We start from the raw sequence: 26,277 nt of genomic DNA, 5'->3' as shown, positions 1-26,277 counted from the left end.
CGGGAGAACCGGTCCTCCAGCAGCAAGGTCAGCCGCAGCGAGCGGGTGACAGTGGCGATGCGCTGGCAATAGTCGACGCCGGGCTGCGGCGTCTTCACCGCCTCGGCGCGGGTCGCCTCCATCACCTCCATCTGGATCTCGGCCGCCCGGGCCAGCAGCCGCAGATGCCGCGCCGCCCGCTCCTCCTGGGGAGCGGCCGGGGCCTCTGCTGTCTGAGCGGTCTGCGGTTTGTTCATGGAACACATCATGAACAAAGATCGGAGTTAACGCAACGGCACAGGCCGAAACGAGTTCGGCTCCAGTCACTTCGGGATCTGATGCCGAGCGCCTTCGCGACCCCTCGTTGCCTCGGTGCGATCAGATGATCCGATCTAAACCATTCCGCTCAACCAACGCGAACTGCAGCGGACTGATCTGCGGTTCGGCGAGGTCCCGAGAAGCTTGGAGATGCCAGCCGGGACGGATGTGTGGGGTCTGGATTCCGATGGCACCGACCAGTTCCTCTGCGACGGCAGCAGCACCGAGAAGGCCGGCTAAATGCGCACTGTCACCATAACCCGTCACCGTACTCTGCGAGAGACCGCTTCGCGACGGCCTCCCACTTCCACTCCGCGGGTATCGGCAGTCGTCAGCCGTCTTGAACAGCGGCCGCGGCCTTGCGGATTACGCTGACAACAACGTTCGGGTGCGAAAGCATGGGAACATGGCTGCTCGCCACCTCGGTGACGGTCGCTCCCATGCGCTCCGAGACCCAGCGCTGCAAATCGGGATGCACAGTGTGGTCTTGCGTAGCCAGAACGTACCAGCTCGGCTTCGACTTCCACGCGATGTCGTCGGCGCTGAGCTTCTGTTGGTGGAACAGATCGAAGACAGGAGCATAATGGGTAGCCCACACGAGCTTCTGGTCTTCCCCGGAGAGATCTCCGGCAAAGAACTCGGTGCCGTTCGGAAGCATCCACGCACGCCCATCCGCGACCTCGACGCGAGTGAAAATATCCGATGGATATTTGTCGAGTTGGTTCTGTACGGTCTCGCCCGCATCGGGGGCGACCGCTGCGATATAGACGAGGCCCGCCACACGCTCATCGACTCCCGCGGCCGTGATGGTGGCTCCGCCATAGGAATGACCGACGAGCAGGACGGGGCTGCCGACGCGGTTGAGCGTGCGCTTCACCGTCGCCACGTCCTCTTCGAACGAGTCCAGGCCATATTGAACCGCGATCACCTCGTGCCCGTCGGCCTGCAAGGGCGGGATCACCTTGCTGAAGCACGAGCCATCAGCCCAGATGCCGTGGCAGAAAACGATGGTTGGTTTGGCTTGCGTAGACACATTGCACTCCTTGCTTGTACGAAATGAGACTGAAAATCTAATTCTGGCTATCCGCTCGGCCCTTGCTCGATTGGGTCGGCGACGACCGCCCCGGCGCCAGGCGGTGAGAGGCAAAGCGCCCCGGTTCCCTGCGCTGGTTACAATCATTCGATCATCGATCGCCGAATAGATGATAGCCTTTCCGTTCTTTCGAGAATGGATGTCCCGAATGGCGACGATTCTGGAAAAGACGGCCGGTCTGCTCGCCTTCGTGCGGACCGTTGATGCCGGGTCTTTCGCTGGCGCAGCCCGGCTGATCGGCGCCAGCCCTTCGGCGGTATCTAAAAGCGTCGCGCGCTTGGAACAACGTCTTGGCGTGCGCCTTCTGCAGCGGTCGACGCGCACGCTCAGCCCGACTTCCGAAGGCGCCGCGTACTATGAGCAGGTGGCCGCCCATCTGCGTGCCATCGAGGAAGCCGAGGACATCGTGCAGGTGCCGGGTAATGTGCGCGGCGTGCTCCGGGTCACCGTGCCAACAACGTTTGGCCGCCCCCTGATCTCGGCATGGGCCGGCTCGTTCCTGGATCGCTATCCAGACATCAAGCTCGACCTCAGTGTCACGGACCGCCGTATCGATCTGATCCGCGAAGGCTTCGACATCGCGGTGCGGATCGGGGAACTGGAAGATACGACTTTGATCGGCCGCTCGTTGGGTGTCCTGCACTATGTCCTGGGCGCATCGCCAAAGTACCTGCAGCGACGGGGCATCCCGCAGGCAGTCGATGATCTCAAGCGGCACGCCTGCCTTCGCCACCTGCTCGGGGGCCGGCCGCAACCATTCACTTTTGCCGACGGCACGCGGATCGTACCCGATGGGCCTTTCGATTCAGACGATGCTCAGTCGTTGATCGAGGCGGCCGTAAGGGGGGTCGGCATCACGCAGTTCATGCGCCTCGCGATCGAGGATGATCTTGCCGCCAGCCGCTTAAGTATAGTGCTGCCAGAGATACCGATGTTCACAACGCCAGTCCACGTCTTACATCCGTTCGGACGCCAACTCCCGCTGCGAGTACGCCTGTTCATTGATTTTCTAGTCGAGGCGCTCGGCGTCGACGGCAATTCGAACTTGGGATCGCAGAGCTGATAGATTCATCACAGGCAACCTTCGAACGACCATCAGCGTCACGCCGACTTGCAACAACGGAGCTGCAGCATGGAGATGGCGTATCAGGAGCGGTGGCAGGCCGAGATTGCCGAGCTGCAGATGATCTTGTCTGGGTTCGACTTAAGAGAGGAGTGCAAGTGGGGAAAGCCCTGCTACACAGTGGATGGAAAAAACGTCGTCATCATTCAGGGCTTCAAAGAATACTGCGCGTTGGGCTTCTTTCAGGGTGCGCTGCTGAAGGACCCGAAGAAGCTGCTGGTGCAGCTCGGGCAGGTTCAGGCAGCGCGGGTGATGAAGTTCAGCAGCGCCAAAGAGATTGCGACGAAGGCGGCCACCATCGAGGCCTACGTGCGCGAGGCCGTGACGGCCGAGAAGGCCGGTTTGAAGGTCCAGACGAAGCCCCCGGAGTTTCCCGTGCCCGAGGAGTTGAAGGAGAAGTTCCGCAACGATCCGCAGTTCAAGCGCGCGTTCGAGGCGCTGACGCCGGGTCGGCAAAGGGGATACCTGTTTCACTTCGCCGGCGCGAAGCAGTCTGGAACGCGGACCGCGCGGATCGAGAAGGTGATGCCTGCGATCTTCGAAGGACGAGGGCTTCTGGAGCGGCGATAGATGGTGAAACTGTGGATGCGTACCGAGAGATGATCAGCGACTATCGAAAACATTCGGTTGATCTCGCTCTGCAATCCTATCCCGCACTACCCGAAATTAGCCCATTCTACGGCCGAACGCCGCTTGGACGCCCGCGACAGCCGTGGCGCGGACGCTATCCAGTCGGCCGCGCATTCGGGAAGAACAACTGCAGCCCGTCGATCCGATACCCGGCAATGGCCGCCTGACCTTTGCCGGACACCAACCAGTCGATAAAGGCTTGGCCGTCTGCCGCTTTCACTGTGGGATGTTTCGTCGGGCTCACCAGGATCACGCCGTACTGGTTGAACAGTGCCGGGTCGCCCTCGACCAGGACGACGAGGTCGCCCTTGGACTTGAAGCTGGCCCAAGTGGCACGGTCGGTCAACACGTAGGCCTGCATCTCGCGGCCCGTGTTCAGGGTCGCGCCCATGCCCGACCCGGCCTCGCGGTACCAGCCGCCGCTCGCCGCCTTGACGTCGATACCGGCCGCCTTCCACAGCGCCAACTCGGCCAGATGAGTGCCGCTGTCGTCGCCCCGCGACAGGAACGGAGCCCGCGCCGCCGCGATCTTCGCCAGCGCGGCGGCGGCATCCCTCGTGTGGCCGATGCCCGCGGGATCAGCGGTCGGTCCGACCAGGACGAAATCGTTGTACATCACGTCAAAGCGGGCGACGCCATCGCCCGCGGCCACGAACTTCTCCTCCGAAGGCTTGTGGTGCACAAACAGCACATCGGCGTCTCCCCGCCGCGCCGTTTCTATCGCCTGGCCGGTGCCCTGGGCCACCACCCGAACCTCGATCCCGGTCTCCCGGGTGAATATCGGCAATAGATAGGGGAATAGCCCGGAATTCTCAGTCGAGGTGGTGGACGCGACGGTAATGAAGCGGTCGGCGGCCTCGGCCGGGATGACGAGGCCGAGCAGAAGTCCGACAATCAGAACGAGACGCTTGGCGATCATGGCGCCCTCCCCGGTTGTTACGATCACGGTCGGCCGCCGAGAGCATAGCGCAAGAAGCATTTGCGCTATCCTCAGATGAGCTGACCCGCAAGGAATCTGGCGGCGGTATCGGTCTCGGGCTGGGCGAAGAATGCAGCTGCCTGCCCCTGCTCCAGCATCCTGCCGCGATGCAGGAAGATGATTTCAGCCGCGATTCGCCGCGCCTGGCCCATGTCATGGGTCGTCATGACGATCTTCGTACCCCCGGCGGCGATGCGGCTGATCAGCGCTTCCACCGCAAGCGTGGCGCCCGGATCCAGGCTGGCGGTCGGCTCGTCCAGGAAAAGAACCTCGGGTTCCACGGCCCACGCCCGGGCGAGGGCCAGCTTTTGCTGCTCGCCGCCCGACAGCAGCGGCGCCAACCGCCCGGCCAACCCGGACAGGCCCGCCTCGGCCAGCAATGTGGCAATGCGCTCGGACCGCCGGGATCTCTTCAGCCCACGCAGAGTGAGCACGTAGTCGAGATTGGCGGCGACTGTCCGACGCAGCAGAACGGGCCGCTGGAACACCATCGCCTGTCGCCTCGGCGCATCCTGGGCGTCGGGCCCGAGCCAGCACACCGTCCCCGCGGCCGGGGCCAACAGGCCGTGGCACAGCCGCAGAAGCAGGCTCTTTCCGGCCCCGTTCGGGCCCAGGATCACCGTCGGGGCCCCGGCTCCTATCGCCAGGTCGACGGCATCGATCAGCGCCCGCCCGCCTGCCACATAGGACAGGCCCGAAAGCCGCAGCGGCAGGATGGTCACGACGCAGCACCCGCCCCCCGCCGCGCGGCCTGGCCCAAGGCCAGCGCCCCAGCATTGATGGCCAGCGACAGGCACAGCACGATCAGGCCCAATCCGAGCGCCAGGGCGAGGTCGCCGCGGCTGGTCTCGAGCGCGATCGCCGTGGTCATTACCCGCGTGACCTTGTCGATGTTGCCGCCGACGATGATGACGGCGCCGACCTCGGCCGATGCCCGGCCGAACCCGGCGAGGAGCGCGGTGGCCAGGCTGAGCCGCCCGTCCCACAGCAGTGTCGCCACGGCGCGCAGGCGGCCGACGCGGAGTGAGCGGAACAGCTCGTCATAATTCGCGTGGAGATCCTCGACCGTCTGCCGCGCCAGGGCCGCGATGATCGGGGTGATCAGGCAGGCCTGGGCGATGACCATTGCGGCAGGCGTGAACAGGAGCCCGAGCGATCCCAGCGGCCCGGCCCGGGACAGCAGCAGGTAGACCACCAGACCAACCACCACCGGCGGCAGCCCCATCAATGCGTTCAGCACGATCACCACCGCCGACCGCCCGGGGAAGCGGGACACGGCCACCAGGGCGCCGAACGGCAGCCCGACCAGCCCCGCCAAGGCTGTCGCCGACAGGCTGATTGCCAGAGACCGCAGCACGATAGCGACCAGCTCGGGGTCGCCGCCCAGGATCAGATGCAGGGCGGCGGCGAAGGCATCCATGAAATCCGTCATCTCGCGGCTCCTGCGTCCAGCTGCCCATGATAGAGGTCAACAGTGCCGCGGTGCCAGCCGGCGGGGGAAGAAAACGGCGCAGAACTGCGCGACCATCGCCGATGGCGATGACGGAAGGGGCGTTCGGTCTATGCCTCGCGGGAGGTGAGATGCTGGACCAGGAGGTGGACCGGCGGCGGCAGCGAGGCCGCGTCGCGGGTGCAGATCTTCCAGTGCCGCACGGCCCAGGGCTCATCGAGCCTGACGGCGACCACCTGGCCGTTCTCCACATATCGCGCGGCATGGAGTTCGGGCACGAGGGCGATGCCGAGCCCGGCCTCGACCATGCCTCGGGCCGGCTCGAATCCGTTCACCCTGAGGCGCAGGCGCAGCGGCTGGTTGAGCTCTGCGGCGGCGCGCGTGACCAGGGAATCGAGATAGCTGCCCAGCTGGGGCCCGACCAGATCGTGCTTGGCGATCTCGGCGAAGGTCACCCCATCCGCCCCGCTCAAAGGATGGTCCGGCGGCATGATCACCGTGAGACGGTCGCTGCGATAGGGGAAGACGCGAAGATCGGAGAACGGCATGGGGCCGCCGAAGATGCCGATATCGGCCGCGTTCTCCGATACGGCGCGGCTCACCTCGCGGCTCAGCCCCTCTTCCAGGTCGATGCGGATGGCTGGGTGGAGGGCCAGGAAATCGCGGAGGTCGGTCGACAGGTACTGCACGATGGTCGACACGCTCGCATGGATGCGGATCTGGCCGCGCATCCCCGTCGCGTGGTCGACGAGTTCCCGCTCCATCTGCATCAGGTCCCGCATAATGGTGTGGGCGTGGCGCAGCAGGGCGTGGGCGGCGGAGGTCAGCTCGATCCCGCGGTTGCTCCTGTGGAACAGCGGGGTCCCCAGTCTCTTTTCCATATCGGACATGCGCTTGCTGACCGCCGATGCGGCGATGTGCTCGACCTCCGAGGCGCGGGAGATGCTCCGGTGCTCGCAGATGGAGACGAAGAGCTTCAGGGACACCAGGTCGATCTGCATTCCGCGCTCCAAACCGATCTCGCAGTCGCCGGAGCCTGATGCTCCCGCGCCGAGGCTTGCACTCTGACAGATCGGGCCGGGCCTGCCATCGCCGATCGCGATGGCAGGGTCCCCAATCACGATTCCGGGCGGCGCATGAACTGTTGCAGCATGGTGAAAATCGAACCGCAACGCCCTGAAGCGAGGCCGGCCGAGATGGCCCGGCGTCCCGCTCCACGATGTCGCCGCGGGCGGGTTTTCGGGGTGATCGCCGCCCCTGCCCCGCCGCGCGGCATGGGAAGGAAACCGTGAGCCCGGAAGCGAGCACTGTGCCGCAGACCATGTTCGACAAGATCTGGGACCGGCACCGGATCATGACGCGGGAGGATGGCCAGGACCTGCTGTTCATCGACCGCCACTTCATCCATGACGTCACCGCCACGGCTTTCGACATGCTGCGCCAGCGCGGCCTGAAGCCACGGGCGCCGGAGCGCATCTTCGGCATGCCCGACCACTACGTCCCCACCCACGGGCGGGACATGGCCTCGATCAACCACCCCGAACGCCGCGCCATGATCGAGGCGCTGAAGCGCGACGCCGCGGCTTCCGGCATCACCCTGTTCGGCCTGGAAGACCCGCGCCAGGGCATCGTCCATGTGGTGGGGCCCGAGCAGGGGCTGAGCCTGCCGGGCATGACCATCGTCTGCGCCGACAGCCACACCTCCACCCATGGGGCGCTCGGTGCGCTGGCCTTCGGCATCGGCGCCACCGAGGTCGGGCATGTGCTGGCGACCCAGTCGCTGTGGCAGCGCCGGCCGCGCCGCATGCGCATCAGCATCGACGGCACGCTCGGGCCGGCGGTGACCGCCAAGGACATCATCCTCGCGATCATCGCCGAGATCGGGGTCGCCGGTGCGGCGGGGCATATTCTGGAATATGCCGGCAGCACCATCCGGGCGCTGTCGATGGAAGGCCGGCTGACGGTTTGCAACATGTCGATCGAGGCCGGCGGCCGGGCGGGGATGATCGCCCCGGACGACACCACCTTCGCCTATCTCGCGGGCCGCCCCTATGCCCCGAAGGGCGCCGACTGGGACCGGGCGGTGGCGCAATGGCGCGGCCTGCCGTCCGACGAGGAAGCCGTGTTCGACCGGGAGGTCGCGCTGGACGCCGCGGCGATCGCGCCGATGGTGACCTGGGGCACCACGCCCGAGGATGCCGTGGCGATCACCGCGCGGGTTCCGGACCCGGCCGATGTGGCGGATCCCGACCGGCGCGACGGCATGCAACGGGCGCTGGCCTATATGGGTCTGGTGCCCGGCACGGCGCTGGAGGAGATCGGCATCGACCGGGTGTTCATCGGCTCCTGCACCAACAGCCGGATCGAGGACCTGCGCAGCGCGGCCGCGGTTGTCGAGGGCCGGAAAGTGGCCGGCGGGGTCGAGGCCTGGGTGGTGCCGGGATCTCAGCAGATCAAGGCGCAGGCGGAGTCCGAGGGGTTGGACCGGATCTTCAAGGCCGCCGGCTTCGACTGGCGCTTCGCCGGCTGCTCGATGTGCCTGGCCACCAATGGCGACATGGTCGCGCCGGGCCAGCGCTGCGCCTCGACCTCCAACCGGAACTTCGTCGGCCGCCAGGGGCCGGGGGCACGCACCCATCTGATGAGTCCGGCGATGGCGGCGGCGGCGGCCGTGACCGGCCGGCTGACCGATGTCCGCCGGCTGATGGCGGGAGGCTGACCATGGATCGTCTCGACCATCTGGAAGCCGTGGCCGTGCCGATCGCCCGGGTCAATTGCGACACCGACCAGATCATCCCGGCGCAGTATCTGCAGAAGATGCGCTCCGACGATTTCGGGCGGTATCTGTTCGCCGAGTTTCGCTTCCGCCAGGATGGATCGGAGGTCGCGGATTTCATCCTGAACCGGCCGCCCTACCGCCCCGCCCGGATCATCGTCGCCAACCGCAACTTCGGCTGCGGCTCCTCCCGCGAGCACGCAGTCTGGGCATTGTACGACTACGGGATCCGGGCGGCCATCGCCCCCAGCTTCGGCGACATCTTCTTCACCAACTGCCTGAAGAACGGCCTGCTGCCGATCGTGCTGCCGCAGGAGGTGGTGACGCCGCTGCTGGCGCATCTCGAGGCGGCCCCGGGCGCGACGGTGGCGGTCGACCTGCCGGCGCAGCAGGTGGTCCTGCCGTACGGCACGCACCATCCCTTCGAGATCGAGGCCTTCGCCAAGACCTGCCTCGTCAACGGCATCGACGAGCTCGGCTACACCCTGGCGCAGTCCGACCGGATCGACGCGTTCGAGCGCAGCCACGAGGGCCGCGACGCCTAGCCCTCGCCGTTTCAGACATTCGTGTTCGCCCAGAGATTCGAGTTCAAGGAGAGACGTTCGTGAAGATCGCGATCATGGCCGGCGACGGCATCGGCCCCGAGGTCGTCGGCCAGGCGGTGAAGGTGCTGCGGCTGGTGGCGCCCCAGGCCGAAACCGAGGAGGCCCCGGTCGGCCAGGCCGGCATCGACGCGCGCGGCAAGCCGCTGCCCGACGAGACCCTGGCCCTGGCGCGGCGCGTCGATGCCATCCTGTTCGGCTCGGTCGGGGTGGCCGACGAGGCGAGCATCCCGCGCGAACGCCGCCCCGGCACCGGGTTGCTGCAGCTGCGCGAGGCGCTGACGCTGTACGCCAATTTCCGCCCCGCCTTCATGTTCCCCGAACTGATCGGCGCCTCGACGCTGAAGCCGGAGGTGGTCGACGGGCTCGACCTCGTGATCCTGCGGGAGCTCAACGGCGACGTCTATTTCGGCAAGCCGCGCGGCTTCGAGACCAATGAGAAGGGCGAGCGCGTCGGCTTCAACACCATGCGCTATTCCGAATCCGAGGTCGAACGCATCGCCCATGCCGCCTTCCGGGCCGCGCGCAAGCGCCGGCGCAAGGTCTGCTCGGTCGACAAGGCCAATGTGCTGGAGACCATGCAGCTCTGGCGCGAGGTGATGACCCGCGTCGGCCGCGAATACCCCGATGTCGAACTGAGCCATCTGTTCATCGATGCCGCTTCCATGTCGCTGATGCGGAACCCGAAGCAGTTCGACGTGATCGTCACCGGCAACATGTTCGGCGACATCCTGTCGGATGCGGCGGCGATGCTGACCGGATCGATCGGCATGCTGCCCTCGGCCTCGCTCGGGGTCGACCGCAAAGGCCTGTACGAGCCGGTCCACGGCTCGGCCCCTGACATCGCCGGCCAGGATGTGGCCAACCCGCTGGCCGCGATCCTGTCGCTGGCGATGATGCTGCGCGAGAGCTTCGAGTTGGAGGACAAGGCGCGGCAGGTGGAAAACGCGGTCCGCACCGTGCTCGCCCAGGGCTATCGCACCGGCGACATCTATCAGCCCGGCACCCGGCGGGTGGGCACCACGGAGATGGGCGACGCGGTGGTCCAGGCGCTGCGGGCGGCAGCCTAGGGATTGTCGGCCGGGCCGGAGTCGCCCGCTTCGCCCGGCCGTCCCCGGAACGTTCGGCCCACCTGCCTCGGACTCACAACCAACAAGACGAAGCAAACGGAGGAGACATCATGAAGCTCGGAACAACGCTGGCGCTGTGTGCGGCCACGATCCTGTCGGTGACCGCGGCGGCGAGCGCCCAGGACCGGCCGGAGAAGGCGGAGGTCCATATCGGCGCCGCCTCGACCGGCGTGACCTACCTGCCCCTTCTGGTGGCGAAGCAGCTCGGCTACTTCAACGACGAGGGGCTCGACGTCACCATCGCGGCCTTCTCCGGCGGGTCGAAGGCGCTGGAGGCGCTGATGGGCGGCAGCACGGACGTCGTCGCCGGCGCCTATTCCAACACCATCACCATGGCCGCCAAGGGACAGAGCCTAGTCACCTTCGCCGCCCAGGTGAACTGCCCCGCCTGGATCTTCGGCATCGCCAAGAAGAACGAGGGCAAGGTGCGCACGGCCGCCGACCTGAAGGGCATGCGGGTCGGCGTCAGCGCGCCGGGGTCGAGCACCCACATGGCGCTCAACTACATCCTGCACCAGGCTGGGCTGCAGCCGGAGGACGTGTCGATCATCGGCGTGGGCCAGGCCGCCGGCGCCGTGGCGGCGATCCGGGCCGGACAGATCGACGCGCTGATCGTCAACGATCCCTCGGCCACCATCCTGACGGACAGCGGCGACATGATCCCGCTCGCCGAGATGCGGACGGCGGAGGGCAACAAGGCGGTCTTCGGCTCCGACTATCCCGAATCGAGCCTGTACTCGACGAAAGCCTTCATCGACGAGAACCCGAAGACCGTGCAGGCCGTGACGAACGCCATCGTCCGCGCCGAACACTGGATCGCCCAGGCGACGCCGCAGCAGGTGGCCGACAGCGTCCCGCCGGAATATGTCGGCGACGACAAGGTGCTCTACGCCAAGGCGTTCGAGAACAGCCGCCGCTGCATCTCGCAGACCGGCGTGCTGTCGGACCAGGGCGCGCAGACCGTGCGCAACGTCCTGACCGCCTTCGACCCCAGCATCGGTTCGGCGCCGATCGATCTCGGCGCCACCTATGACAACAGCTTTGCCACCAAGGCGGCGGGGGCAGTCCGGTGAGCGTCGCCGTCCGCAGGATCAGCGAGCAGGCCATGCCGCAGGACGCAGCGCATGCCCTGCGGTTCGACGGGGTGACCTGCACCTTCGCCAGCAACGAAGGGGCCGGCAAGACCTACACCGCCGTGCGGGACGTGAACCTGACGGTGCGGGAGGGCGAGTTCCTGTCCGTCGTCGGACCGACCGGCTGCGGCAAGTCCACCCTGCTCAACGTGGCGGCCGGGCTGATGCGCCCCTCCTCCGGCACGCTGAGCGTCTTCGGCCAGCCCCTGAGCCAGGGGCTGAACAAGGACGCATCCTACCTGTTCCAGGTGGATGCGCTGATGCCCTGGAAGACGGCGGAGGACAATGTCGCCGCCGGCCTGCTGTTCCACGGCAAGCCGAAGGCGGAGGCGCTGCAGATCGCGCGCGAATGGCTGGTGCGGGTCGGGCTCGACGGGCACGGCCGGAAATATCCGCACCAGATGTCGGGCGGCATGCGCAAGCGGGCCGGCCTGGCCCAGGCGCTCGCGCTCAACCCCCGCATCCTGCTGATGGACGAGCCGTTCAGCGCGCTCGACATCCAGACCCGGCAGCTGATGGAGGACGAGCTGCTGCAGATCTGGTCGACCGACCGCAAGTCGGTGGTGTTCGTGACCCATGACCTGGAGGAAGCCATCTCGCTGTCAGACCGCGTCCTGGTTCTGTCCGCAGGTCCCGGCACACGGCCCATCGCGGAATTCGAGATCGACCTGGAGCGCCCGCGCCAGGTCGCGGAGATCCGGATGACGCAGCGGTTCCTGCAACTGCACGCCGCGATCTGGGACGTGCTGAAGGGAGAGGTGCTGAAAAGCTATGCCCGCAACCGCTCGTGACCCGCGCAACCACGGCCTGGTCCTGGCCTGCCGCCTGGTCCTGCTGTTCGGCGGCCTGTTCCTGTGGTGGCTGTTGACCACGACGGGGCTGCTGTCGACCTTCTTCTTCGGCGATCCGGTCGGCGTCGCCAGGCGCCTGTGGATCTGGTTCGCCACCGGGTCGGTCTTCATCCATCTCTACACCACCCTGCTGGAAACCCTCCTGGCCTTCGCCATCGGCACCGTCCTGGGACTGGGGATCGGCCTGTGGCTGGCGCTCAACCCGTTCCTCGCCGCCGTGACCGACCCGTTCATCAAGGCGTTCAACTCGATGCCGCGCCTGATCTTCGCGCCGGTCTTCGCGCTCTGGTTCGGGCTCGGCATCTGGTCGAAGGTCGCGCTGGGCGTGACCCTGGTCTTCTTCGTGGTGTTCTTCAACGTCTACCAGGGCGTGCGCGAGGTCAGCCCGGTGGTGCTGTCCAACACGCGGATGATGGGCGCGAATTCACGCGAACTGCTGCGCCATGTCTATGTGCCGTCGGCGATGAGCTGGGTGTTCTCCAGCCTGCACAACGCGGTGGGCATCGCCTTCGTCGGCAGCGTGGTGGGCGAGTATCTCGGCTCGGAAAAAGGGATCGGCTACCTGATCCTGCTCGCCGAGGGAGTGTTCGACATCAATTCGGTGATCGCCGGCATCCTGCTGCTGACCGTGTTCGCGCTCGTGCTCGACACCACGGTGTCGATGTTCGAGGAGCGCTTCATGCGATGGCGCCCGGTCGCCGGGCAGCCGGTGGGCGCCAACGCTTGAGAGACCCTACAGGGGATCGGGGTGGGCCGGCATCCCCTGCCCGCCCGACCCATTTTCATCAGAGGCAACGATCTTGCAGCTCAACACGATCAATCTCGACGGGCGCGTCGCCGTGGTGACCGGCGGCGCGCAGGGCATCGGCCATGAGGTGGCCGACCGCTTCCTCCGCTCCGGCGCGCGACTGGTCATCTGGGACATCAACCAGGACGGCCTGCAGGCCGCGAAGGGCACGCTGGCCGCCGCCACCGGGCGGGACGACATCCACACCATGCGGGTCGACATCGCCGACAGTGCCAGCGTCGAGGCCGCGGTGGCCGGGACGGTGGAGGCGCTGGGGCGCATCGACATCCTGGTGAACAACGCCGCGATCGTCGGTCCGAACGCGCCCCTGGCGGACTATCCGCTGGACGCCTGGCGCAGCGTGCTGGACGTCGACGTCAACGGCACCTTCTATTGCTGCCGGGCCGTCGCGCCGGTGATGACGGCGCAGAATTACGGCCGCATCGTCAATGTCGCGTCGATCGCCGGCAAGGAGGGCAATCCCAACGCTGCCGCCTACAGCGCGGCCAAGGCCGCGGTCATCGCCATGACCAAGTCGCTGGGCAAGGAACTGGCCGGCCACGACATCGCGGTCAATTGCGTCACCCCGGCCGTCGCCCGCACGCCGGGCGCGATGGAGCAGGCACCGGAGCACATCAAATACATGCTCAGCCGGATTCCGCGCGGGCGGTTCCTGGAGCTGGCGGAGGCCGCCGCCATGATCGCCTGGCTGGCCAGCGCCGAGAATTCCTTCACGACCGGCGCCGTCTTCGACCTCTCGGGCGGCCGCGCGACCTACTGATCGAAAGGACCGTCTTCACGCTGTTCCAATCCCTGCGCGACGGCCGCCTCAGCTCACCCGGGAGCATCAGGCCGGTTCGCGCACCCGCCCGGCGAGCACGTCGCCGGCAGTCCCCGGCAGCGCCAGGAACGACAGGAACGACAGCGAGGACACCAGCGCCACCACCAGGAACGCCAGCTCGAAGGCATGGCCAGTCGGATGGGCTGCCCCGCCGCTGAACAGGTGCAGCAGGGTGGCGGCGAAGGCCACGCCGACGCTTTGCGAGATCCGCTGCGCCATCTGGGACAAGGCCGTGGCGTGGCTCATCTCGGTCGCGGAGGGTTCGGCGAAGGCCAGGGTGTTGATGCTGGTGAACTGGAGCGCGCGGAACACGCCGCCCAAGAAGATCACGATCATCATGACATACGGCGCCATGCCCGCCGTGAAGGTGGCGCAGAGTGCCATGGAGGCGCTGGCGATCAGGGCATTCCAAAGCAGCACCCGGCGGAACCCGAACCGGTGCAGGATCCGCCGTGCCACCGTCCGCATGCCGAAGGCGCCGATGGCGGACGCGAAGGTGATCCCGCCCGATTCCAGCGGCGTGTATCCGAACACCTCCTGCATCAGCAGCGGCAGCATGAAGGGCAAGGCGCCGAAGCCGATCCGGAACAGCGACCCGCCCAGCATGCTGGACCGGAACGCAGGCAAGCGGAACAAGCGGAGGTCGAGAATGGGGTGCCGGGCGCGGCGCGCATGCAGCCCATAGATCGCAAGCGCGGCCGCGCCGGCAATCGCGAGCCCGACGGCTTCGAGGTCGCCGCCCCGTGCCATCGTATCGAGGCTGAAGATCAGCGCACCGATGCCGAGGCCGGTGAGGATGAAGCCGGGCCAGTCGAACGGCTTGGGCTCGGAGGGCGGAATGGGCTCGATGAACAGCGTGGTCAGCACGATCCCCAGAAGGCCCACCGGCAGGTTGATCCAGAAAATCCACCGCCAGGAGGCGAATGTGGTGATGAAGCCGCCGAGAAGCGGACCGACGGCGGGGCCGATCACCGCCGGCAGGCCCATCAGGATCATCGCCGACACCAGCTCCGCCGGCGAGACCGAGCGCACCAGGATCAGCCGCCCGACCGGAAGCATCAGGGCGCCGCCGAAGCCCTGCAGGATGCGGGCCAGGATGAGGGCCGTCAGGCTGGTCGACGCCGCACACAGCAGGGAGGCGACGGTGAAGATACCGATCGCCCAGCGGAACACGGTGTGGGCGCCGAAGCGGTCCGCCACCCAGCCGCTGATCGGCAGAAAGATGCCCAGCGACAGCAGGTAGATCGTGATCGCGGAATGCAGGCTGAGGGCGGGAACGCCGAAGGAGTCGGCCATCGAGGGCAGCGCGGTCGCCAGCGCCGTGGAATCGATCTGCTGCATGATGATGGCCGAGGCCACGATCAGCGGCACGCTCTTGCGTTTTTCCATTCTCACCTCAGGCCCGACGCCGCGCCGCCGGTCATCCCCGCGAAGTCGTCGCCCCACGCCGGGGAGGTCTATGACAATCGGGCCGCAAAGGCGACCACGACGGAACGGCCCGGGCCTGTCCCGACCGTTCCGTCGTCGCCCCGCCTCACTGGTCGACGACGGAGCCGTCCTTGTGCAGCCGGGTGTGCATCTTCCGGGCCCGGTACGGGAACTTCTCGGCGGCATCGGGGCGAAGCGAGATGCCGATCCCCGGCTCGTCGCTGATCGTCAGGAAGCCCTCGCCGTCGTGCCGCGCCGCGCCGATGAGGAAGCTGTCGGAATCCGGCCGCTTGTCGGTGACGTCCCAGGTGTCGTTCGGGAACTCCTGGAGCACGAAGTTCGGGGCGGTCGCCGCGATCTGCAGGCACGCCGCCGTGGAGACCGCGCTGAGCGGATTGTGCGGCACGACCCCCGCATGCGACGCCTCGGCCAGCGCCGCGATCTTGCGGGCGCCCGAGATGCCGCCGACGATGCAGACATCCGGCCGCACCAGCTGGACCGCGTTGCGGGCCAGCAGCATCTGGAATTCCCACAGCGAGGTCATGCGCTCGCCCGTGGCGATCGGGATGGAGATCTTGTCCGCCACATAGGCCATCTCGTCCAGGTTGTCGGGCGTGATCGGATCCTCGATGAACAGAGGGTGGAACGGCTCGATCGCCCGCCCGAGCTGGACCGCCTCATAGGGGGTCATCCGGCGATGGATCTCGATGCACAGATCCATGCCCCGCCCGGCGATCTCGCGATACTGCCGGACCGTGTCGACGGCGTCGCCGATCTTCTCGGCATGGGTCTGGAAATACGGCACCTCGCGGCGGCTGTCGAGGAAGGGGGTCAGGTGGCCGACCGCCGTGAACCCCATCTTCTTGGCGTCCTCGATGCCGGAGAACAGCTCCTCCTTGGTCTCGCCGAACACGTGGTAGTAGGCCCGCGCCTTGTCCCTGACCTTGCCGCCGAGCAGCGCGTGCACCGGGGCGTCGAAATGCTTGCCGGTGATGTCCCACAGCGCGATGTCGATGGCGCTGATCGCCGCCATCACCGCCGAACCGCGGAAATGGGCCCAGCGGTACATGTACTGCCAGTGGTGTTCGATCCGCAGCGGATCCTGCCCGAGCAGGTAGTCCTTGAAGCGGAGGACGGCGCCGGCCGTCGCCTCGTGGAAGCCCCACGCCCCGCCTTCGCCGAGCCCCACGAGACCGTTGTCCGTCCGGATCTCGACGAACAGGTACTTGTCCACCAGGATGGTCTCGATGCTGTCGATGCGCATGTCTCTGTCCTTCAGGAAAGATTGAACGGCCGTTCAGCCATTCGGAATCAGGGTGACGGCGTCCGGCTCGATCCGGACGCGGATGGTCTCTCCCGCGGCGGGCGCGGTGCGGGCCGGCAGCTCGGCGCGGAGGGTGAGCCCGCCGATGCGCAGGAGGCAGGTGACCACCGGCCCGAGGAAGCTGGCGGACGTGACCTCGGCATCGAAGGCGTTGGGGCCGTCATCCGCGTCCCGCATCCGTTGGATGCTCTCGGCCCGGATGCAGACCAGGATGGCGCCCGACAGCCTGACGGCCTCCGGCCGCGAGAACAGCCCCTCGATCGTCAGCCCGTCCGCCAGCGAGACCAGCGCGCGACCATCGCTCGAGGCGCGGACGATGTCGCCCTGCAGGATGTTGGCGTTGCCGATGAATTCGGCGGCGAAGCGGCTGGCGGGCCGGTCGTAGAGGTCCCGCGGGCTGCCGGATTGGATCATCTCGCCATCCTTCATCAGGATGATCCGGTCGCTCATCAGCATCGCTTCGGACTGGTCGTGCGTGACGTAGAGCGAGGTCTGCCCCAGCCGCCGCTGCAGCGCGACCAGCTCGAACCGCATGCGGTCGCGCAGCCCCGCGTCCAGGTTGCTGAGCGGCTCGTCGAACAGCAGCAGGCGCGGCGAAGTGACGATGGCGCGCGCCAGGGCCACCCGCTGCTGCTGGCCGCCGCTGAGCTCGGTGCCGTAGCGCGCCGCGAACCCGTCGAGACCGACCATCTTCAGGGCCTCGCCGACCTTGGCGTCGACGGTGGCGGCGGGCTCGCGGCGGGTCCGCAGGCCATAGGCGACATTCTCGAAGACGGTCATGTGGGGCCAGACGGCATAGGACTGGAACACCATGTTGATGCCGCGCTTCTCGGGCGGCACGTCCCGGCCGTCCGCCGCCACGACCTCGCCGCCGATGCGGATGGTTCCCGCCGAGGAGCCTTCGAGGCCGGCGATGCAGCGCAGCGTCGTGGTCTTGCCGCAGCCGCTCGGCCCCAGAAGCGAGACGAACTCCCCGTCCTCGACGGTGAAGGAGACGTTGCGCACCGCCGTGACGCTGCCATAGGCCACGACGAGATCTTCCACGCTGAGCTTGGCCATGATGCTCCTTCGAGAATTCCGGTCGCCGGTCACACCGCCTGGGACAGCCGGACGCGCAGCACATACCGGCCGACGACGATCCCCGCGACCAGGATGGCCGTCTGCAGCAGGCCGATGATCGCGGCGTTCTGCACGTTTCCGAATTCGAGATAGTCCCAGGACATCACCGACAGGACCTTGTTGCTCGGCGACGCCAGGAGGATCGCCGCGCTGATCTCGCGGATCGAGAAGATGAAGACCAGGATCCAGGCCGAAAGGACGCCGGGCCGGATCAGCTTGAACGTCACCTGCCGCGCCGTCCGCCAATGCGAAGCGCCGCAGACCGCGGAGGCCTCCTCCAGCGACTTGTCGATCTGGATGATCGAGGTGTCGATCATGCGGTAGGCGAAGGGGATGTAGGAGGCGACGAAGGCGATCACCAGGATCCAGATCGTCCCGTAGGCCGGCGTCATCAGGTAGGTCCAGAAGATGCCGGTGCCGAAGACGATGCCGGGGACGGCGATCGGGAACATGGCGATGTAGTCCAGGATGCCGCTGCCGCGCACATGCAGGCGCCGCACCGCATAGGCGATGACGATGCCGAGCAGGACGCAGAGCGTCGGCGCGAGGAGCCCGACGAGCAGCGTGTTGCCGATCGATTGCCGCACCGCCACCGAGCCGGCCACCGACCAGAAATTCGCCAGGGTGAAGGTCGCGTCGAGGATGGAGGAGGAGGTGAAGCTGGTGAAGGCGACGTACAGCAGCGCGAGATAGGGCAGGATGATCGCGAGCGTGACATAGACCAGGATCATCAGGATCGCCGGCAGCCGCCAGCCGCGCAGCTTGACCATGCGGGTGCGATAGCCGCGGGCGGTCACCGTGACGAAGCGCGTCGCGACCCTCGACGCGAAACGGTAGAAGAACACGCCGATCAGCGAGATCCAGAACAGCAGCGTGCCGATCGCGGCCGCCCTGGAATAGTCGAGCGGGAAGGTCGCGACCGCCCGGTAGATGTCGACGGCCAGGAACGGCATCGCCTGCGTGCCGCCGAGGGCGGCGGGGATCGAGAAGGTGCCGCAGGTCAGCACGAAGACGAAGAAGAAGGCCGAGATGATCGACGGGCGGACCACCGGAAAGGTCACCTTCCAGGCGGTCGCGAGCGTGCCAGCCCCGTTGAGATAGGACGCCTCCTCCATCGACGGGTCCATGCCCTTCAGCGCGGCCGAAACGGTCATGTAGGCGTAGGGCACGTTGTACAGCGCCATGACCAGGATCACCCCGCTGGCCGTCATGACGTTGATCATGGATCCGGTGACGCCGAGCAGATCTCGGGCGAGGACGTTCAGCAGGCCGGCATTCGGCGACGCGAGGATGAGCCACGCCAGCGCCCCGACGAACGGCGACAGGTAGAGGGGGGCGATGACTGCGTTCTCCATCACCCCCTTGGCGGGCAGATCTGTCCTGGCGAGCAGCCAGGCCAGGGCGATGCCGATGACGCAGGCGACCAGGGACACCAGAAGCGATGCCCCGACGGTGACCGCGAGGGTCTTGAGGTAGGGCAGCGTCGTGTAGACCGCGGCGAGGCTGCGCAGCGAGAACTGCGCCCGCGGGTCCACGAAGGTCCCGGTTCTGACCGCGCCGACGAACATCAGCGCGATCGGAACCAGGACCAGCACCGTGAGGAGGAGCCCGAGGGCGAGCGGAAGCATCAGGCCGCGCCGGCGGCGGCGCATCGCGGCGTAGCCGGCCGGATGGTCCTCGGTCTTCAGCACGGGCGCGGTCGCGGAGACGGTCATCGCGCGCCTCAGCGGCCGAAGATCTGGTTCCACTCGGCGATGATCGGCTTCGCGGGATCGACGTAGCCGGGGTCGTTCAGATAGTCGATGTAGAGGTCTTTCGGATCCGCGTACCAGTCTTCCTTGTACCAGTCGGCCTTCGCCGCCTTGCGGGGATCGACGGTGTCCGCCCGCGCCGAAGCGACGCCTGCGACCTTGAACCAGGCCGCCTGCCCCTCGGCGCTCGTGGCCCAGTCCTGGAACAGCCGGGCCGCGTTCGGGTGCGGGGCCTTGGCCGAAATCGTCTGGACCGTCAGGTTGGCGGGGGTCGGGTCCGGGAACACCCAGCGGATCGGCGCGCCCTTGAGGTAGAAGCCGCCCATGTCGCTCTGCGACGCCTGGTCGACGATGGCGTGCTCGCCCGCGGCGAGGCGGTCGTACATCGGTGACTTGCTCTCGTAGACCTGCGGCTTCAGGGCGGCCATCTTCGCCAAGAAGTCCGGCCCGAACTGTTGCCGCTTCCCGCCCAGGAACATGTAGACATAGGAATAGCTGCTGCCGCCGGAGGCCGGGGTGCCCGTCGCGATGCGCCCGGCCCATCGCGGGTCGGTCAGGACGTTCCAGCCGCCCTCGCGGATCAGCTTGTCCTCCTCCGGCGTGACCTTGCTGGAGTTCCAGGCGATCCCCATGGCGTTGACGAAGATGGTGTACCAGACGCCGTCCTTCTTCATCTCCGGCCGGATGCCCGCCGCCGAAGCCGGGACGTAGTCCGCCACCAGCCCTTCGTCATGGGCGGATTCGATCAGGACGGTGTCGGTGATCTGCACCAGATCGGCGATGTGCTGCCCGACCCGCTCCTCGGTCAGCCAGCGCTCGAACAGGGGGTAGCTGGGGCCGCGGACGTTCTGCGTCGTGATCCCGTATTTGTCGGTGAAGGCCTTGGTCCACACCGCGGTCGGGTCGATCGCGGTGGTGTGATAATAGGTCAAGGTGCCTTCGGCCTTGGCCGCGGCGACCAGCCCGGCATCCGGCTCCGGCGACGCCGCCAGGGCGAGGCCCGATCTCCCGGTGAGGGACAGGCCGAGGGCGCCCAGCCCGGCCAGTGCGCCCCCCTGCAGCAGCTTGCGGCGCGACCAGGCGCCTTGTGAACCGAAGAACGAGCGATCGTCGGAATGAGCCATGACGTTCCTCCCAGACTTTCTTTGGCCAGACTTCTTTGGCCAGGCTTCGCTGGCAACGGCGCCTCCCGGACGCCTCGTTTTGTCGGATCATACATTTGCGCAAATATATTTGCGCGTCAACGCCGGACTGCGATAATCTGGCGAGGTAAGATGATGTCAGGAGAAGACTTGTGGACCCTTGGGCGAGCCCGGCTCTCGAAGCGCCGCTCAACGAGCCGACCTATCTCAGGGTCAAGCGCGCCATCATCGGAGACCTGGTGTCGGGGCAGTTCGTCCCGGGGACGCATCTGACGATCGAGGCCCTGACGTCGCGCTATGCCGTCAGCCACATGCCGATCCGCGAGGCGCTTCGCCAGCTCGAGGGCGAAGGCATCCTGATCTCGCTGGCCCATCGCGGCTTCCGGATCGAGGCCATCACCGAGGGCTACATCCGCAACATCTACGACATCCGGGTCGGGATCGAGTCGATGCTCGCCCACCGGGCGGTCGAGCGGGCCACGGACGCCGAGGTCGCCACCCTCCGCCGGCTGCACGAGGATCTGAGCGTCCTGATCCGATCCGGAAAGCCGATGGTGGCGTCGCGGGAGAACATCGTCTTCCACAAGCGGATCTACGAGATCGCGAAGAACCCCGAAGCCGAGCTGATCCTGGAGGGGCGCACCCGGGTGGTGCGGACGGTCGCGGACAGTCTCGGCGGCTACACCCCGGATGTGTATGACGCGGTCATCGCCGAGCATGAGAAGATGATCCTGGCCTTCGAGGCCCATGATCCGACGGCGGTGGGCGAGGCTGTCTTCGACCACGTCACGGCGGCCAGGGACCGCCTGCTCGCCCGCATTTCCGAGAGAGGCGCATTCTCGGCAAAACCATGAGACGGCTACGCGTCGAGCACCCCCTTCATCACCTTGTACAGGGCAGGCTTGGCCTCGAAGCCGATCCCGGGCAGGTCGGGCAGGCCGACGAAGCCGTCCTCCACCGCGATCCCGTCGGCGAAGCCGCCGAAGGGCTGGAACACGTCGGGGTAGGATTCATTGCCGCCGAGATGCAGGCCGGCCGCGATGTTCAGCGACATCTGGTGCCCGCCATGCGGCACCACCCGGCGGGTGGACCAGCCCGCCGCGGCGAGCACGTCCAGCGTGCGCAGATATTCGACGAGGCCGTAGGACAGGGCACAGTCGAACTGCAGCACATCCTGCTCCGGATTCATGCCGCCATAGCGCAAGAGGTTGCGGGCGTCCTGGTGCGAGAACAGGTTCTCCCCCGTCGCCATCCGACCGGGATAGACGGCCGAAAGCTCCTTCTGCAGGGCATAGTCGAGGGGGTCGCCCGCCTCCTCGTACCAGTAGAGCCCGTAGGGCTCGAGCGCCCGGGCATAGGCGACGGCGGTGGCAAGATCGAAGCGGCCATTGGCGTCGACCGCCAGGCACCCGCCCTCCCCCACCACCCCGAGCACCGCCTCGATGCGGCGCAGATCCTCGGCCAGGGGGGCGCCGCCGATCTTCATCTTGACCACCCGGTAGCCGCGGTCGCGGTAGCTGCGCATCTCGTCCTTGAGCTGCGTCAGATCCTTGCCGGGGTAGTAGTAGCCGCCGGCCGCGTAGACCCACACCTTGTCGTCGGCCTGCCCGCCGCGGTAACGGTCCGCCAGCAGGCGCCACAGCGGCTGCCCCGCAATCTTGGCGACGGCGTCCCACACCGCCATGTCGACGGTGCCGACCGCGACCGAGCGCTCGCCGTGGCCGCCGGGCTTCTCGTTCGCCATCATCGTGGCCCAGATGGCGAAGGGGTCCAGGTTGTCCGCCCCCTCGTCCACCAGCGCCGCCGGGTCCGCCTCCCGCAGGCGGGGCACCATCCGCTCGCGGATCAGCGCCCCCTGCCCGTATCGCCCGTTCGAGTTGAAGCCGAACCCGACCACCGGCTTCCCGTCCCGCACCACATCGGTCACGACGGCCACCACGGAGCACGTCATCTTGGAGAAATCGATGTAGGCATTAGCGATGGAAGAGGCGATCGACACGGTCTTCTCGCGGATATCGACGATCCTCATACCTGCAATCCTCTTTTCCGTTTGGCGTCGGCCGCTGCCGGCCGCCTGCGGATACCAACCCTTCGGACGGCACCGTAGCGAAGAGACCCGGCCGAGGGCCAATGCCGTTGGAGCGTGAAACCATGTGCGTTCGGCATCATCGATGGAGCTGACCTGGCTCGAGGACTTCGTCGCCCTGGCCGAAACCGGGAACTTCTCCCGGGCGGCCCGGGCGCGCCATGTCACCCAGCCGGCCTTCAGCCGCCGCATCCGGTCGCTGGAGGATTGGGTCGGGACGCCGCTATTCGACCGGGCGACGCACCGCGTCGGGCTGACCGAGGCCGGCCGCCAGTTCCGGCCGGCCGCGACCGAGACGCTGCGCCGGCTGCACCAGGGCCGGGAGGCGGCGCGCGAGGCCGGCAGCAGCGAGGCCACGGCGCTGCGCTTCGCCGCCACCCATTCGCTGTCCTTCGCCTTCTTCCCGGACTGGCTGGGTTCGCTGGCGCCCAGCGCCGCGGTCGGCAGCGTGAGGCTGATCTCGGACAGCATGCAGGGCTGCGAGCAGGTGCTTGCCAACGGCCAGGCGCATTTCCTGATCTGCCATTACCACGATGCCGTGCCGAACCGGCTCGACGCCTCCCTGTTCAAGGCCCTGCCCATCGGTCACGACGCCCTGCAGCTGGTGGTCGCGCCGGACCTTGCCGCGCAAGACCCGGCGACCCTTCCCTACCTGGCCTACAGCGCCGAATCCGGGCTGGGCCGCATCGTCTCCGGCGTCCACGGGCGCCGGATCAGCCAGCAGCCGGTCTTCACCTCGCATCTGGCCGCGGTCCTGCACAGCATGGTGCGGAACGGCCGCGGCGCCGCCTGGCTGCCGCGCAGCATCTCCGGCGACGACCTCGCGGCCGGCCGGCTGGCCGCCATCGGCCCGGCCACGCCGCCGATCCCGATCGAGATCCGCCTGTTCCGGCCGCGGGCGCGCCAGAGCGCCCAGGCCGAGGCCTTCTGGCTGCTGGCCCGCGCCTGGGCCGCCGGCCAGGGCCTCGACCCCGAGGCGGAGTAGAGCCGGACGAATTTGGATCAGATCGCGCTGGGAGGGACCGCACCAATGCGTTGCCTCTCCCGCTTGCGAGACCTTTTCAGAATAGACCGAGCCCGCCCCTTTCTTGTCCCCCCTCCCCTTGCGGGAGGGGGTCAGGGGGAGGGGTCTGCGCGCGTCCGCGCGCGAATGGGCAAACGACAGGCTTCGCCATCGGGGCCAGATTGCCAGAATCCTGGCCGGTTCTGGACATCGAGAACCCCCTCCCCCTACCCCCTCCCACAAGGGGAGGGGGGACTCATTTTTGAGTGCGGCCGATGTCGTCGCGAGCCGCCGAGAAGATCCAGGGGATTTCTGACAAGGTCTCGCTTGCGGGAGAGGCAAGGTGAAGACGCTCGACATCCTGCCAGCCCCTGCCCCGATGCACTGACGTGACCCGACCTCAGTTCATTCCGGTCTAGCCGATGCGGTGGGGCGCCAGCGCCTCCTCGTTCGGGTCGAGGCCGATCCCCGGCAGGTCGGACACCGTGACCGTGCCGTCGTCGTTCAGCACCGGCGGGTGCAGGTAGACCTCGCCCGCCATGGCGTTGACCTTCTTCGGATAGAACTCCAGCAGCCGGGCGTTCGGGATCGCCGCCAGCAGATGCAGATGGGCCTGCTGGTCGCCATGCGGGCAGATGTCCAGGCCGTGGGCCTGGGCCATGGCGGCGACCTTCATGAACTCCGTCACCCCGCCCATGTAGCGCGCATCGGGGTTGAGGATGGCGACCGCCTGGGTGGCGATCAGGTCGCGGAAGCCGTGCTTGGTGTATTCGTTCTCGCCGGTCGCAATCGGGATCGACGTCGCCGCCGCGATCTTGCGGAAGCCGTCATAGTCGTCCGGCTGCACCGGCTCCTCGAACCAGAACGGCTCGTACTCCTCGGCCCGCTGCGCGAGCTGGATCGCGTCGTAGTAGCGATAGGCGCAGTTCGCATCCATCAGCAGCTTGACGTCGGGGCCGATCGCCTCGCGCACCGCCTTGATGCGGGCGATGTCGTCTTTGATCGGCACCGCGCCGATCTTCATCTTCACCGCCTTGGCGCCGAGCGCCACATAGGACTCGACCTCCTGCTGCAGCTCCTTGAAGCCCTTGCCCTCGGAGTAGTAGCCGCCGGCGATGTAGAACGGGATCCGGGTGCGGTAGCCGCCCAGCAGCTTGTAGAGGGGCATGGCGGCCAGCTTGGCCTTGATGTCCCACAGCGCCAGGTCGATCGACGACAGCGCCCGGGTCTCGTAGCCGCGCCGGCCGGACAGCTTCGGGCTCCACAGGCTGGCCCAGATGGCCTCGGTCATCGTCGGGTCGCGGCCGACCAGCGTCTCGAGGAAGCTGGCGCGCAGTTCGCGCTCGCCCGGGCGCGGACGGCCGACGCCATAGCCGGTCACCCCCACATCGGTCTCGATCTTGACCACGGTCATGTCGGAGGTGGTGTAGGTGTGCAGGCCGTTCGAGATCGGCCGCGCCCGCTTCCACTGGTAGTCCGCCGTCGACACGCGGGTGATCTTGACCGCCCCGCGGCCGGGCGCGGCGTCTTCTGTGGCTGACATCGGATGATCCTCGGAATGGTTGACGCTACTGGTCGACGACGCTGCCATCGGCATGGGGACGCATTTGAATGGGCCGCGGCCGCACCGGCTCGCGATGCTCGACCCCCGGCACCAGCTCGATGCCCAGGCCGGGGCCGTCGGGGATGCGGATGAAGCCGTCCCGCGGCTGGTCCAGCCCGGTCACCACGTCATGCGCCGGCAGCAGGGCCGAGCCGTCCGCGCCGGGGGTGGCCGACGGGTATTCCTGGATCGCCAGGTTGGGGATCGCCGCGCCGAGCTGCAGGCAGGCGGCCAGGCTGACCGGCGACAGCGGGTTGTGCGGCACGATCTGCACGTCATGCGCCTCCGCCAGCGCCGCGATCTTGCGGCCGCCGGTGATGCCGCCGCACAGGCAGATGCAGGGCCGCAGGAACTGCGCGCCGCGCCGGGCCAGCAGGGTCTGGAACTGGTGCAGGCCGGTGTAACGCTCGCCGGTCGCGATCGGGATCGGGATGTGGTCGGCGACCCAGGCCATCGCGTCGGGATTGGCCGGCGGCAGCGGGTCCTCGAAGAACATCGGGTGGTAGGGCTCGATGCCCCGCGCCAGGGTCACCGCCTCCGGCACCGTCAGCCGGCGATGGATCTCGATGCAGAGATCCATGTCCTCCCCCGCCGCCTCGCGCAGCCGGGCGACGTTGCGGATCGCGTCCCGCATCTTGCGGGCATGGGCGCGGAAATACGGCTCCTCGATGTTCTCGTCGAGCAGCGGGTTGAGATGCCCGACCGCGGTGAAGCCGGCCTTGCGCAGGGCGGAGACATGCGCCGCCTGCTCGTCGATGGTGCGGCCCTTCACATGGGCGTAGAGCCGGGCCTTCCGGCGCATGGCGCCGCCCAGCAGCTCATGGACCGGCACGCCGAGCTGCTTGCCCTTGAGGTCCCACAGCGCGATGTCGATCGCCGAGATCGCGCCGGTGATCGCCGCGCCGGTGAAGTGGTGCGAGCGGTGCATCACGTTCCAGTGATGCTCGATCGGCCGCGCATCCCGGCCGACCAGGTAGGCGCCGAATTTGGCGATGGCCGCGGCGCTGGCCTCCAGATGCCCCCAGGCCCCGGATTCGCCGATCCCGACCAGGCCGGATTCGGTGGTGATCCGGACATAGAGGTAGCGGCCGATCGGCAGCGGTTCGACGGTGGCGATCTTCATCATCAT

At 67.4% G+C, this 26,277-nt stretch carries 25 protein-coding genes; 11 read left to right on the top strand and 14 right to left on the bottom strand.

Annotation, left to right across the window (positions count from 1 at the left end; genetic code table 11):
* The coding region (locus tag AB4112_RS29655; protein ID WP_441724816.1) for a hypothetical protein at positions 1-236 on the bottom strand (236 nt) is incomplete at its 3' end.
* Positions 237-628: 392 nt separating this feature from the next.
* Positions 629-1,330: an alpha/beta fold hydrolase gene (locus tag AB4112_RS29650; RefSeq protein WP_441724814.1), complete on the bottom strand. Its 702-nt coding sequence runs from the start codon at positions 1,328-1,330 to the stop codon at positions 629-631.
* A 208-nt stretch (positions 1,331-1,538) separates the two neighbouring features.
* Between AB4112_RS29650 and AB4112_RS29645 the strand changes: the two genes are divergently transcribed.
* Both AB4112_RS29645 and AB4112_RS29640 read left to right on the top strand, forming a co-directional pair.
* Entirely contained in the window at positions 1,539-2,453 is a 915-nt protein-coding gene (locus AB4112_RS29645; RefSeq protein WP_309792414.1) for a LysR family transcriptional regulator, read from the top strand.
* Positions 2,454-2,522: 69 nt separating this feature from the next.
* Entirely contained in the window at positions 2,523-3,083 is a 561-nt protein-coding gene (locus AB4112_RS29640; RefSeq protein ID WP_309792416.1) for a YdeI/OmpD-associated family protein, read from the top strand.
* Positions 3,084-3,237: 154 nt separating this feature from the next.
* Here AB4112_RS29640 and AB4112_RS29635 read toward each other — a convergent pair whose 3' ends face one another.
* From AB4112_RS29635 to AB4112_RS29620, 4 genes are all read right to left on the bottom strand, one after another.
* Positions 3,238-4,062 carry a substrate-binding domain-containing protein gene (locus AB4112_RS29635; RefSeq protein WP_441724810.1) on the bottom strand — a complete coding sequence of 275 codons (825 nt, stop codon included), beginning with the start codon at positions 4,060-4,062 and terminating at the stop codon, positions 3,238-3,240.
* A 71-nt stretch (positions 4,063-4,133) separates the two neighbouring features.
* On the bottom strand, positions 4,134-4,844 hold the full coding sequence (locus AB4112_RS29630; RefSeq protein ID WP_309792418.1) for an ATP-binding cassette domain-containing protein: 711 nt from the start codon (positions 4,842-4,844) through the stop codon (positions 4,134-4,136).
* Positions 4,841-5,554 (bottom strand): ABC transporter permease, encoded by a 714-nt coding sequence (locus AB4112_RS29625; RefSeq protein ID WP_309792419.1) that lies wholly within the window; start codon positions 5,552-5,554, stop codon positions 4,841-4,843. The genes AB4112_RS29630 and AB4112_RS29625 overlap by 4 nt, the downstream gene beginning before the upstream one ends.
* Positions 5,555-5,682: 128 nt before the next feature.
* Positions 5,683-6,573, bottom strand: a complete 891-nt coding sequence (locus tag AB4112_RS29620; RefSeq protein ID WP_441724806.1) for a LysR family transcriptional regulator — start codon at positions 6,571-6,573, stop codon at positions 5,683-5,685.
* A 320-nt stretch (positions 6,574-6,893) separates the two neighbouring features.
* Between AB4112_RS29620 and leuC the strand changes: the two genes are divergently transcribed.
* From leuC to AB4112_RS29585, 7 genes are all read left to right on the top strand, one after another.
* Positions 6,894-8,291, top strand: a complete 1,398-nt coding sequence (gene leuC / locus AB4112_RS29615) for a 3-isopropylmalate dehydratase large subunit (RefSeq protein WP_441724830.1) — start codon at positions 6,894-6,896, stop codon at positions 8,289-8,291.
* Positions 8,292-8,293: 2 nt separating this feature from the next.
* Positions 8,294-8,893: a 3-isopropylmalate dehydratase small subunit gene (gene leuD, locus AB4112_RS29610; protein WP_441724804.1), complete on the top strand. Its 600-nt coding sequence runs from the start codon at positions 8,294-8,296 to the stop codon at positions 8,891-8,893.
* Between the two features lie 74 nt (positions 8,894-8,967).
* The gene (gene leuB / locus AB4112_RS29605; RefSeq protein WP_441724827.1) at positions 8,968-10,020 is read left to right on the top strand and encodes a 3-isopropylmalate dehydrogenase; all 1,053 of its coding nucleotides are present in this window, start codon (positions 8,968-8,970) and stop codon (positions 10,018-10,020) included.
* A 110-nt stretch (positions 10,021-10,130) separates the two neighbouring features.
* A complete protein-coding gene (locus AB4112_RS29600; protein WP_441724801.1) occupies positions 10,131-11,153 on the top strand; it encodes an ABC transporter substrate-binding protein in 1,023 nt (340 codons plus the stop codon).
* Positions 11,150-12,004, top strand: coding sequence for an ABC transporter ATP-binding protein (locus AB4112_RS29595; protein WP_441724798.1), 855 nt, complete (start codon positions 11,150-11,152; stop codon positions 12,002-12,004). Before AB4112_RS29600 ends, AB4112_RS29595 begins: the two co-directional genes overlap by 4 nt.
* Entirely contained in the window at positions 11,985-12,791 is an 807-nt protein-coding gene (locus AB4112_RS29590; RefSeq protein ID WP_441724795.1) for an ABC transporter permease, read from the top strand. Before AB4112_RS29595 ends, AB4112_RS29590 begins: the two co-directional genes overlap by 20 nt.
* 73 nt (positions 12,792-12,864) lie before the next feature.
* Entirely contained in the window at positions 12,865-13,632 is a 768-nt protein-coding gene (locus tag AB4112_RS29585; RefSeq protein ID WP_441724792.1) for an SDR family NAD(P)-dependent oxidoreductase, read from the top strand.
* Between the two features lie 66 nt (positions 13,633-13,698).
* Here AB4112_RS29585 and AB4112_RS29580 read toward each other — a convergent pair whose 3' ends face one another.
* The 5 genes from AB4112_RS29580 to AB4112_RS29560 all read right to left on the bottom strand — a co-directional run bounded on the left by AB4112_RS29580 (position 13,699) and on the right by AB4112_RS29560 (position 20,438).
* Entirely contained in the window at positions 13,699-15,081 is a 1,383-nt protein-coding gene (locus AB4112_RS29580; RefSeq protein ID WP_441724789.1) for a DHA2 family efflux MFS transporter permease subunit, read from the bottom strand.
* A gap of 145 nt (positions 15,082-15,226) precedes the next feature.
* Complete coding sequence (gene dgoD / locus AB4112_RS29575) at positions 15,227-16,384, bottom strand: galactonate dehydratase (protein WP_309792427.1); 1,158 nt, start codon at positions 16,382-16,384, stop codon at positions 15,227-15,229.
* A gap of 33 nt (positions 16,385-16,417) precedes the next feature.
* Positions 16,418-17,503: an ABC transporter ATP-binding protein gene (locus AB4112_RS29570; protein ID WP_441724785.1), complete on the bottom strand. Its 1,086-nt coding sequence runs from the start codon at positions 17,501-17,503 to the stop codon at positions 16,418-16,420.
* A 29-nt stretch (positions 17,504-17,532) separates the two neighbouring features.
* Positions 17,533-19,278 carry an ABC transporter permease gene (locus AB4112_RS29565; protein WP_309792429.1) on the bottom strand — a complete coding sequence of 582 codons (1,746 nt, stop codon included), beginning with the start codon at positions 19,276-19,278 and terminating at the stop codon, positions 17,533-17,535.
* Positions 19,279-19,286: 8 nt separating this feature from the next.
* Complete coding sequence (locus tag AB4112_RS29560; protein WP_441724780.1) at positions 19,287-20,438, bottom strand: ABC transporter substrate-binding protein; 1,152 nt, start codon at positions 20,436-20,438, stop codon at positions 19,287-19,289.
* A 170-nt stretch (positions 20,439-20,608) separates the two neighbouring features.
* Between AB4112_RS29560 and AB4112_RS29555 the strand changes: the two genes are divergently transcribed.
* A complete protein-coding gene (locus tag AB4112_RS29555; protein ID WP_441724777.1) occupies positions 20,609-21,310 on the top strand; it encodes a GntR family transcriptional regulator in 702 nt (233 codons plus the stop codon).
* A gap of 5 nt (positions 21,311-21,315) precedes the next feature.
* Here AB4112_RS29555 and AB4112_RS29550 read toward each other — a convergent pair whose 3' ends face one another.
* On the bottom strand, positions 21,316-22,485 hold the full coding sequence (locus AB4112_RS29550; RefSeq protein WP_309792432.1) for a mandelate racemase/muconate lactonizing enzyme family protein: 1,170 nt from the start codon (positions 22,483-22,485) through the stop codon (positions 21,316-21,318).
* A 124-nt stretch (positions 22,486-22,609) separates the two neighbouring features.
* On the opposite strand from AB4112_RS29550, the gene AB4112_RS29545 reads away from it, so the two are divergent.
* Positions 22,610-23,527 carry a LysR family transcriptional regulator gene (locus tag AB4112_RS29545; RefSeq protein ID WP_441724774.1) on the top strand — a complete coding sequence of 306 codons (918 nt, stop codon included), beginning with the start codon at positions 22,610-22,612 and terminating at the stop codon, positions 23,525-23,527.
* A 433-nt stretch (positions 23,528-23,960) separates the two neighbouring features.
* Here the strand turns inward: AB4112_RS29545 and AB4112_RS29540 are convergent, their stop codons facing one another.
* Both AB4112_RS29540 and AB4112_RS29535 read right to left on the bottom strand, forming a co-directional pair.
* Positions 23,961-25,088 carry a mandelate racemase/muconate lactonizing enzyme family protein gene (locus AB4112_RS29540; RefSeq protein ID WP_441724771.1) on the bottom strand — a complete coding sequence of 376 codons (1,128 nt, stop codon included), beginning with the start codon at positions 25,086-25,088 and terminating at the stop codon, positions 23,961-23,963.
* 25 nt (positions 25,089-25,113) lie between these two features.
* Positions 25,114-26,277 carry a mandelate racemase/muconate lactonizing enzyme family protein gene (locus tag AB4112_RS29535; RefSeq protein ID WP_441724768.1) on the bottom strand — a complete coding sequence of 388 codons (1,164 nt, stop codon included), beginning with the start codon at positions 26,275-26,277 and terminating at the stop codon, positions 25,114-25,116.

This window comes from Inquilinus sp. 2KB_23 (assembly GCF_052115705.1).
GTDB lineage: Bacteria > Pseudomonadota > Alphaproteobacteria > DSM-16000 > Inquilinaceae > Inquilinus > Inquilinus ginsengisoli_A.
This window is presented reverse-complemented; position numbering and strand designations above follow the sequence as displayed.

What these genes read in the sequence shown, in the direction of transcription:
- leuC (WP_441724830.1), top strand. Translation starts at nt 6,894, where the DNA reads ATGTTCGACAAGATCTGGGACCGGCACCGGATCATGACGCGGGAGGAT.
- AB4112_RS29560 (WP_441724780.1), bottom strand. Translation starts at nt 20,438, where the DNA reads ATGGCTCATTCCGACGATCGCTCGTTCTTCGGTTCACAAGGCGCCTGG.
- AB4112_RS29600 (WP_441724801.1), top strand. Translation starts at nt 10,131, where the DNA reads ATGAAGCTCGGAACAACGCTGGCGCTGTGTGCGGCCACGATCCTGTCG.
- AB4112_RS29620 (WP_441724806.1), bottom strand. Translation starts at nt 6,573, where the DNA reads ATGCAGATCGACCTGGTGTCCCTGAAGCTCTTCGTCTCCATCTGCGAG.
- AB4112_RS29535 (WP_441724768.1), bottom strand. Translation starts at nt 26,277, where the DNA reads ATGATGATGAAGATCGCCACCGTCGAACCGCTGCCGATCGGCCGCTAC.
- AB4112_RS29590 (WP_441724795.1), top strand. Translation starts at nt 11,985, where the DNA reads ATGCCCGCAACCGCTCGTGACCCGCGCAACCACGGCCTGGTCCTGGCC.
- AB4112_RS29580 (WP_441724789.1), bottom strand. Translation starts at nt 15,081, where the DNA reads ATGGAAAAACGCAAGAGCGTGCCGCTGATCGTGGCCTCGGCCATCATC.
- AB4112_RS29640 (WP_309792416.1), top strand. Translation starts at nt 2,523, where the DNA reads ATGGAGATGGCGTATCAGGAGCGGTGGCAGGCCGAGATTGCCGAGCTG.
- AB4112_RS29540 (WP_441724771.1), bottom strand. Translation starts at nt 25,088, where the DNA reads ATGTCAGCCACAGAAGACGCCGCGCCCGGCCGCGGGGCGGTCAAGATC.
- AB4112_RS29635 (WP_441724810.1), bottom strand. Translation starts at nt 4,062, where the DNA reads ATGATCGCCAAGCGTCTCGTTCTGATTGTCGGACTTCTGCTCGGCCTC.
- AB4112_RS29570 (WP_441724785.1), bottom strand. Translation starts at nt 17,503, where the DNA reads ATGGCCAAGCTCAGCGTGGAAGATCTCGTCGTGGCCTATGGCAGCGTC.
- AB4112_RS29550 (WP_309792432.1), bottom strand. Translation starts at nt 22,485, where the DNA reads ATGAGGATCGTCGATATCCGCGAGAAGACCGTGTCGATCGCCTCTTCC.
- AB4112_RS29645 (WP_309792414.1), top strand. Translation starts at nt 1,539, where the DNA reads ATGGCGACGATTCTGGAAAAGACGGCCGGTCTGCTCGCCTTCGTGCGG.
- AB4112_RS29625 (WP_309792419.1), bottom strand. Translation starts at nt 5,554, where the DNA reads ATGACGGATTTCATGGATGCCTTCGCCGCCGCCCTGCATCTGATCCTG.
- leuB (WP_441724827.1), top strand. Translation starts at nt 8,968, where the DNA reads ATGGCCGGCGACGGCATCGGCCCCGAGGTCGTCGGCCAGGCGGTGAAG.
- dgoD (WP_309792427.1), bottom strand. Translation starts at nt 16,384, where the DNA reads ATGCGCATCGACAGCATCGAGACCATCCTGGTGGACAAGTACCTGTTC.
- AB4112_RS29565 (WP_309792429.1), bottom strand. Translation starts at nt 19,278, where the DNA reads ATGACCGTCTCCGCGACCGCGCCCGTGCTGAAGACCGAGGACCATCCG.
- leuD (WP_441724804.1), top strand. Translation starts at nt 8,294, where the DNA reads ATGGATCGTCTCGACCATCTGGAAGCCGTGGCCGTGCCGATCGCCCGG.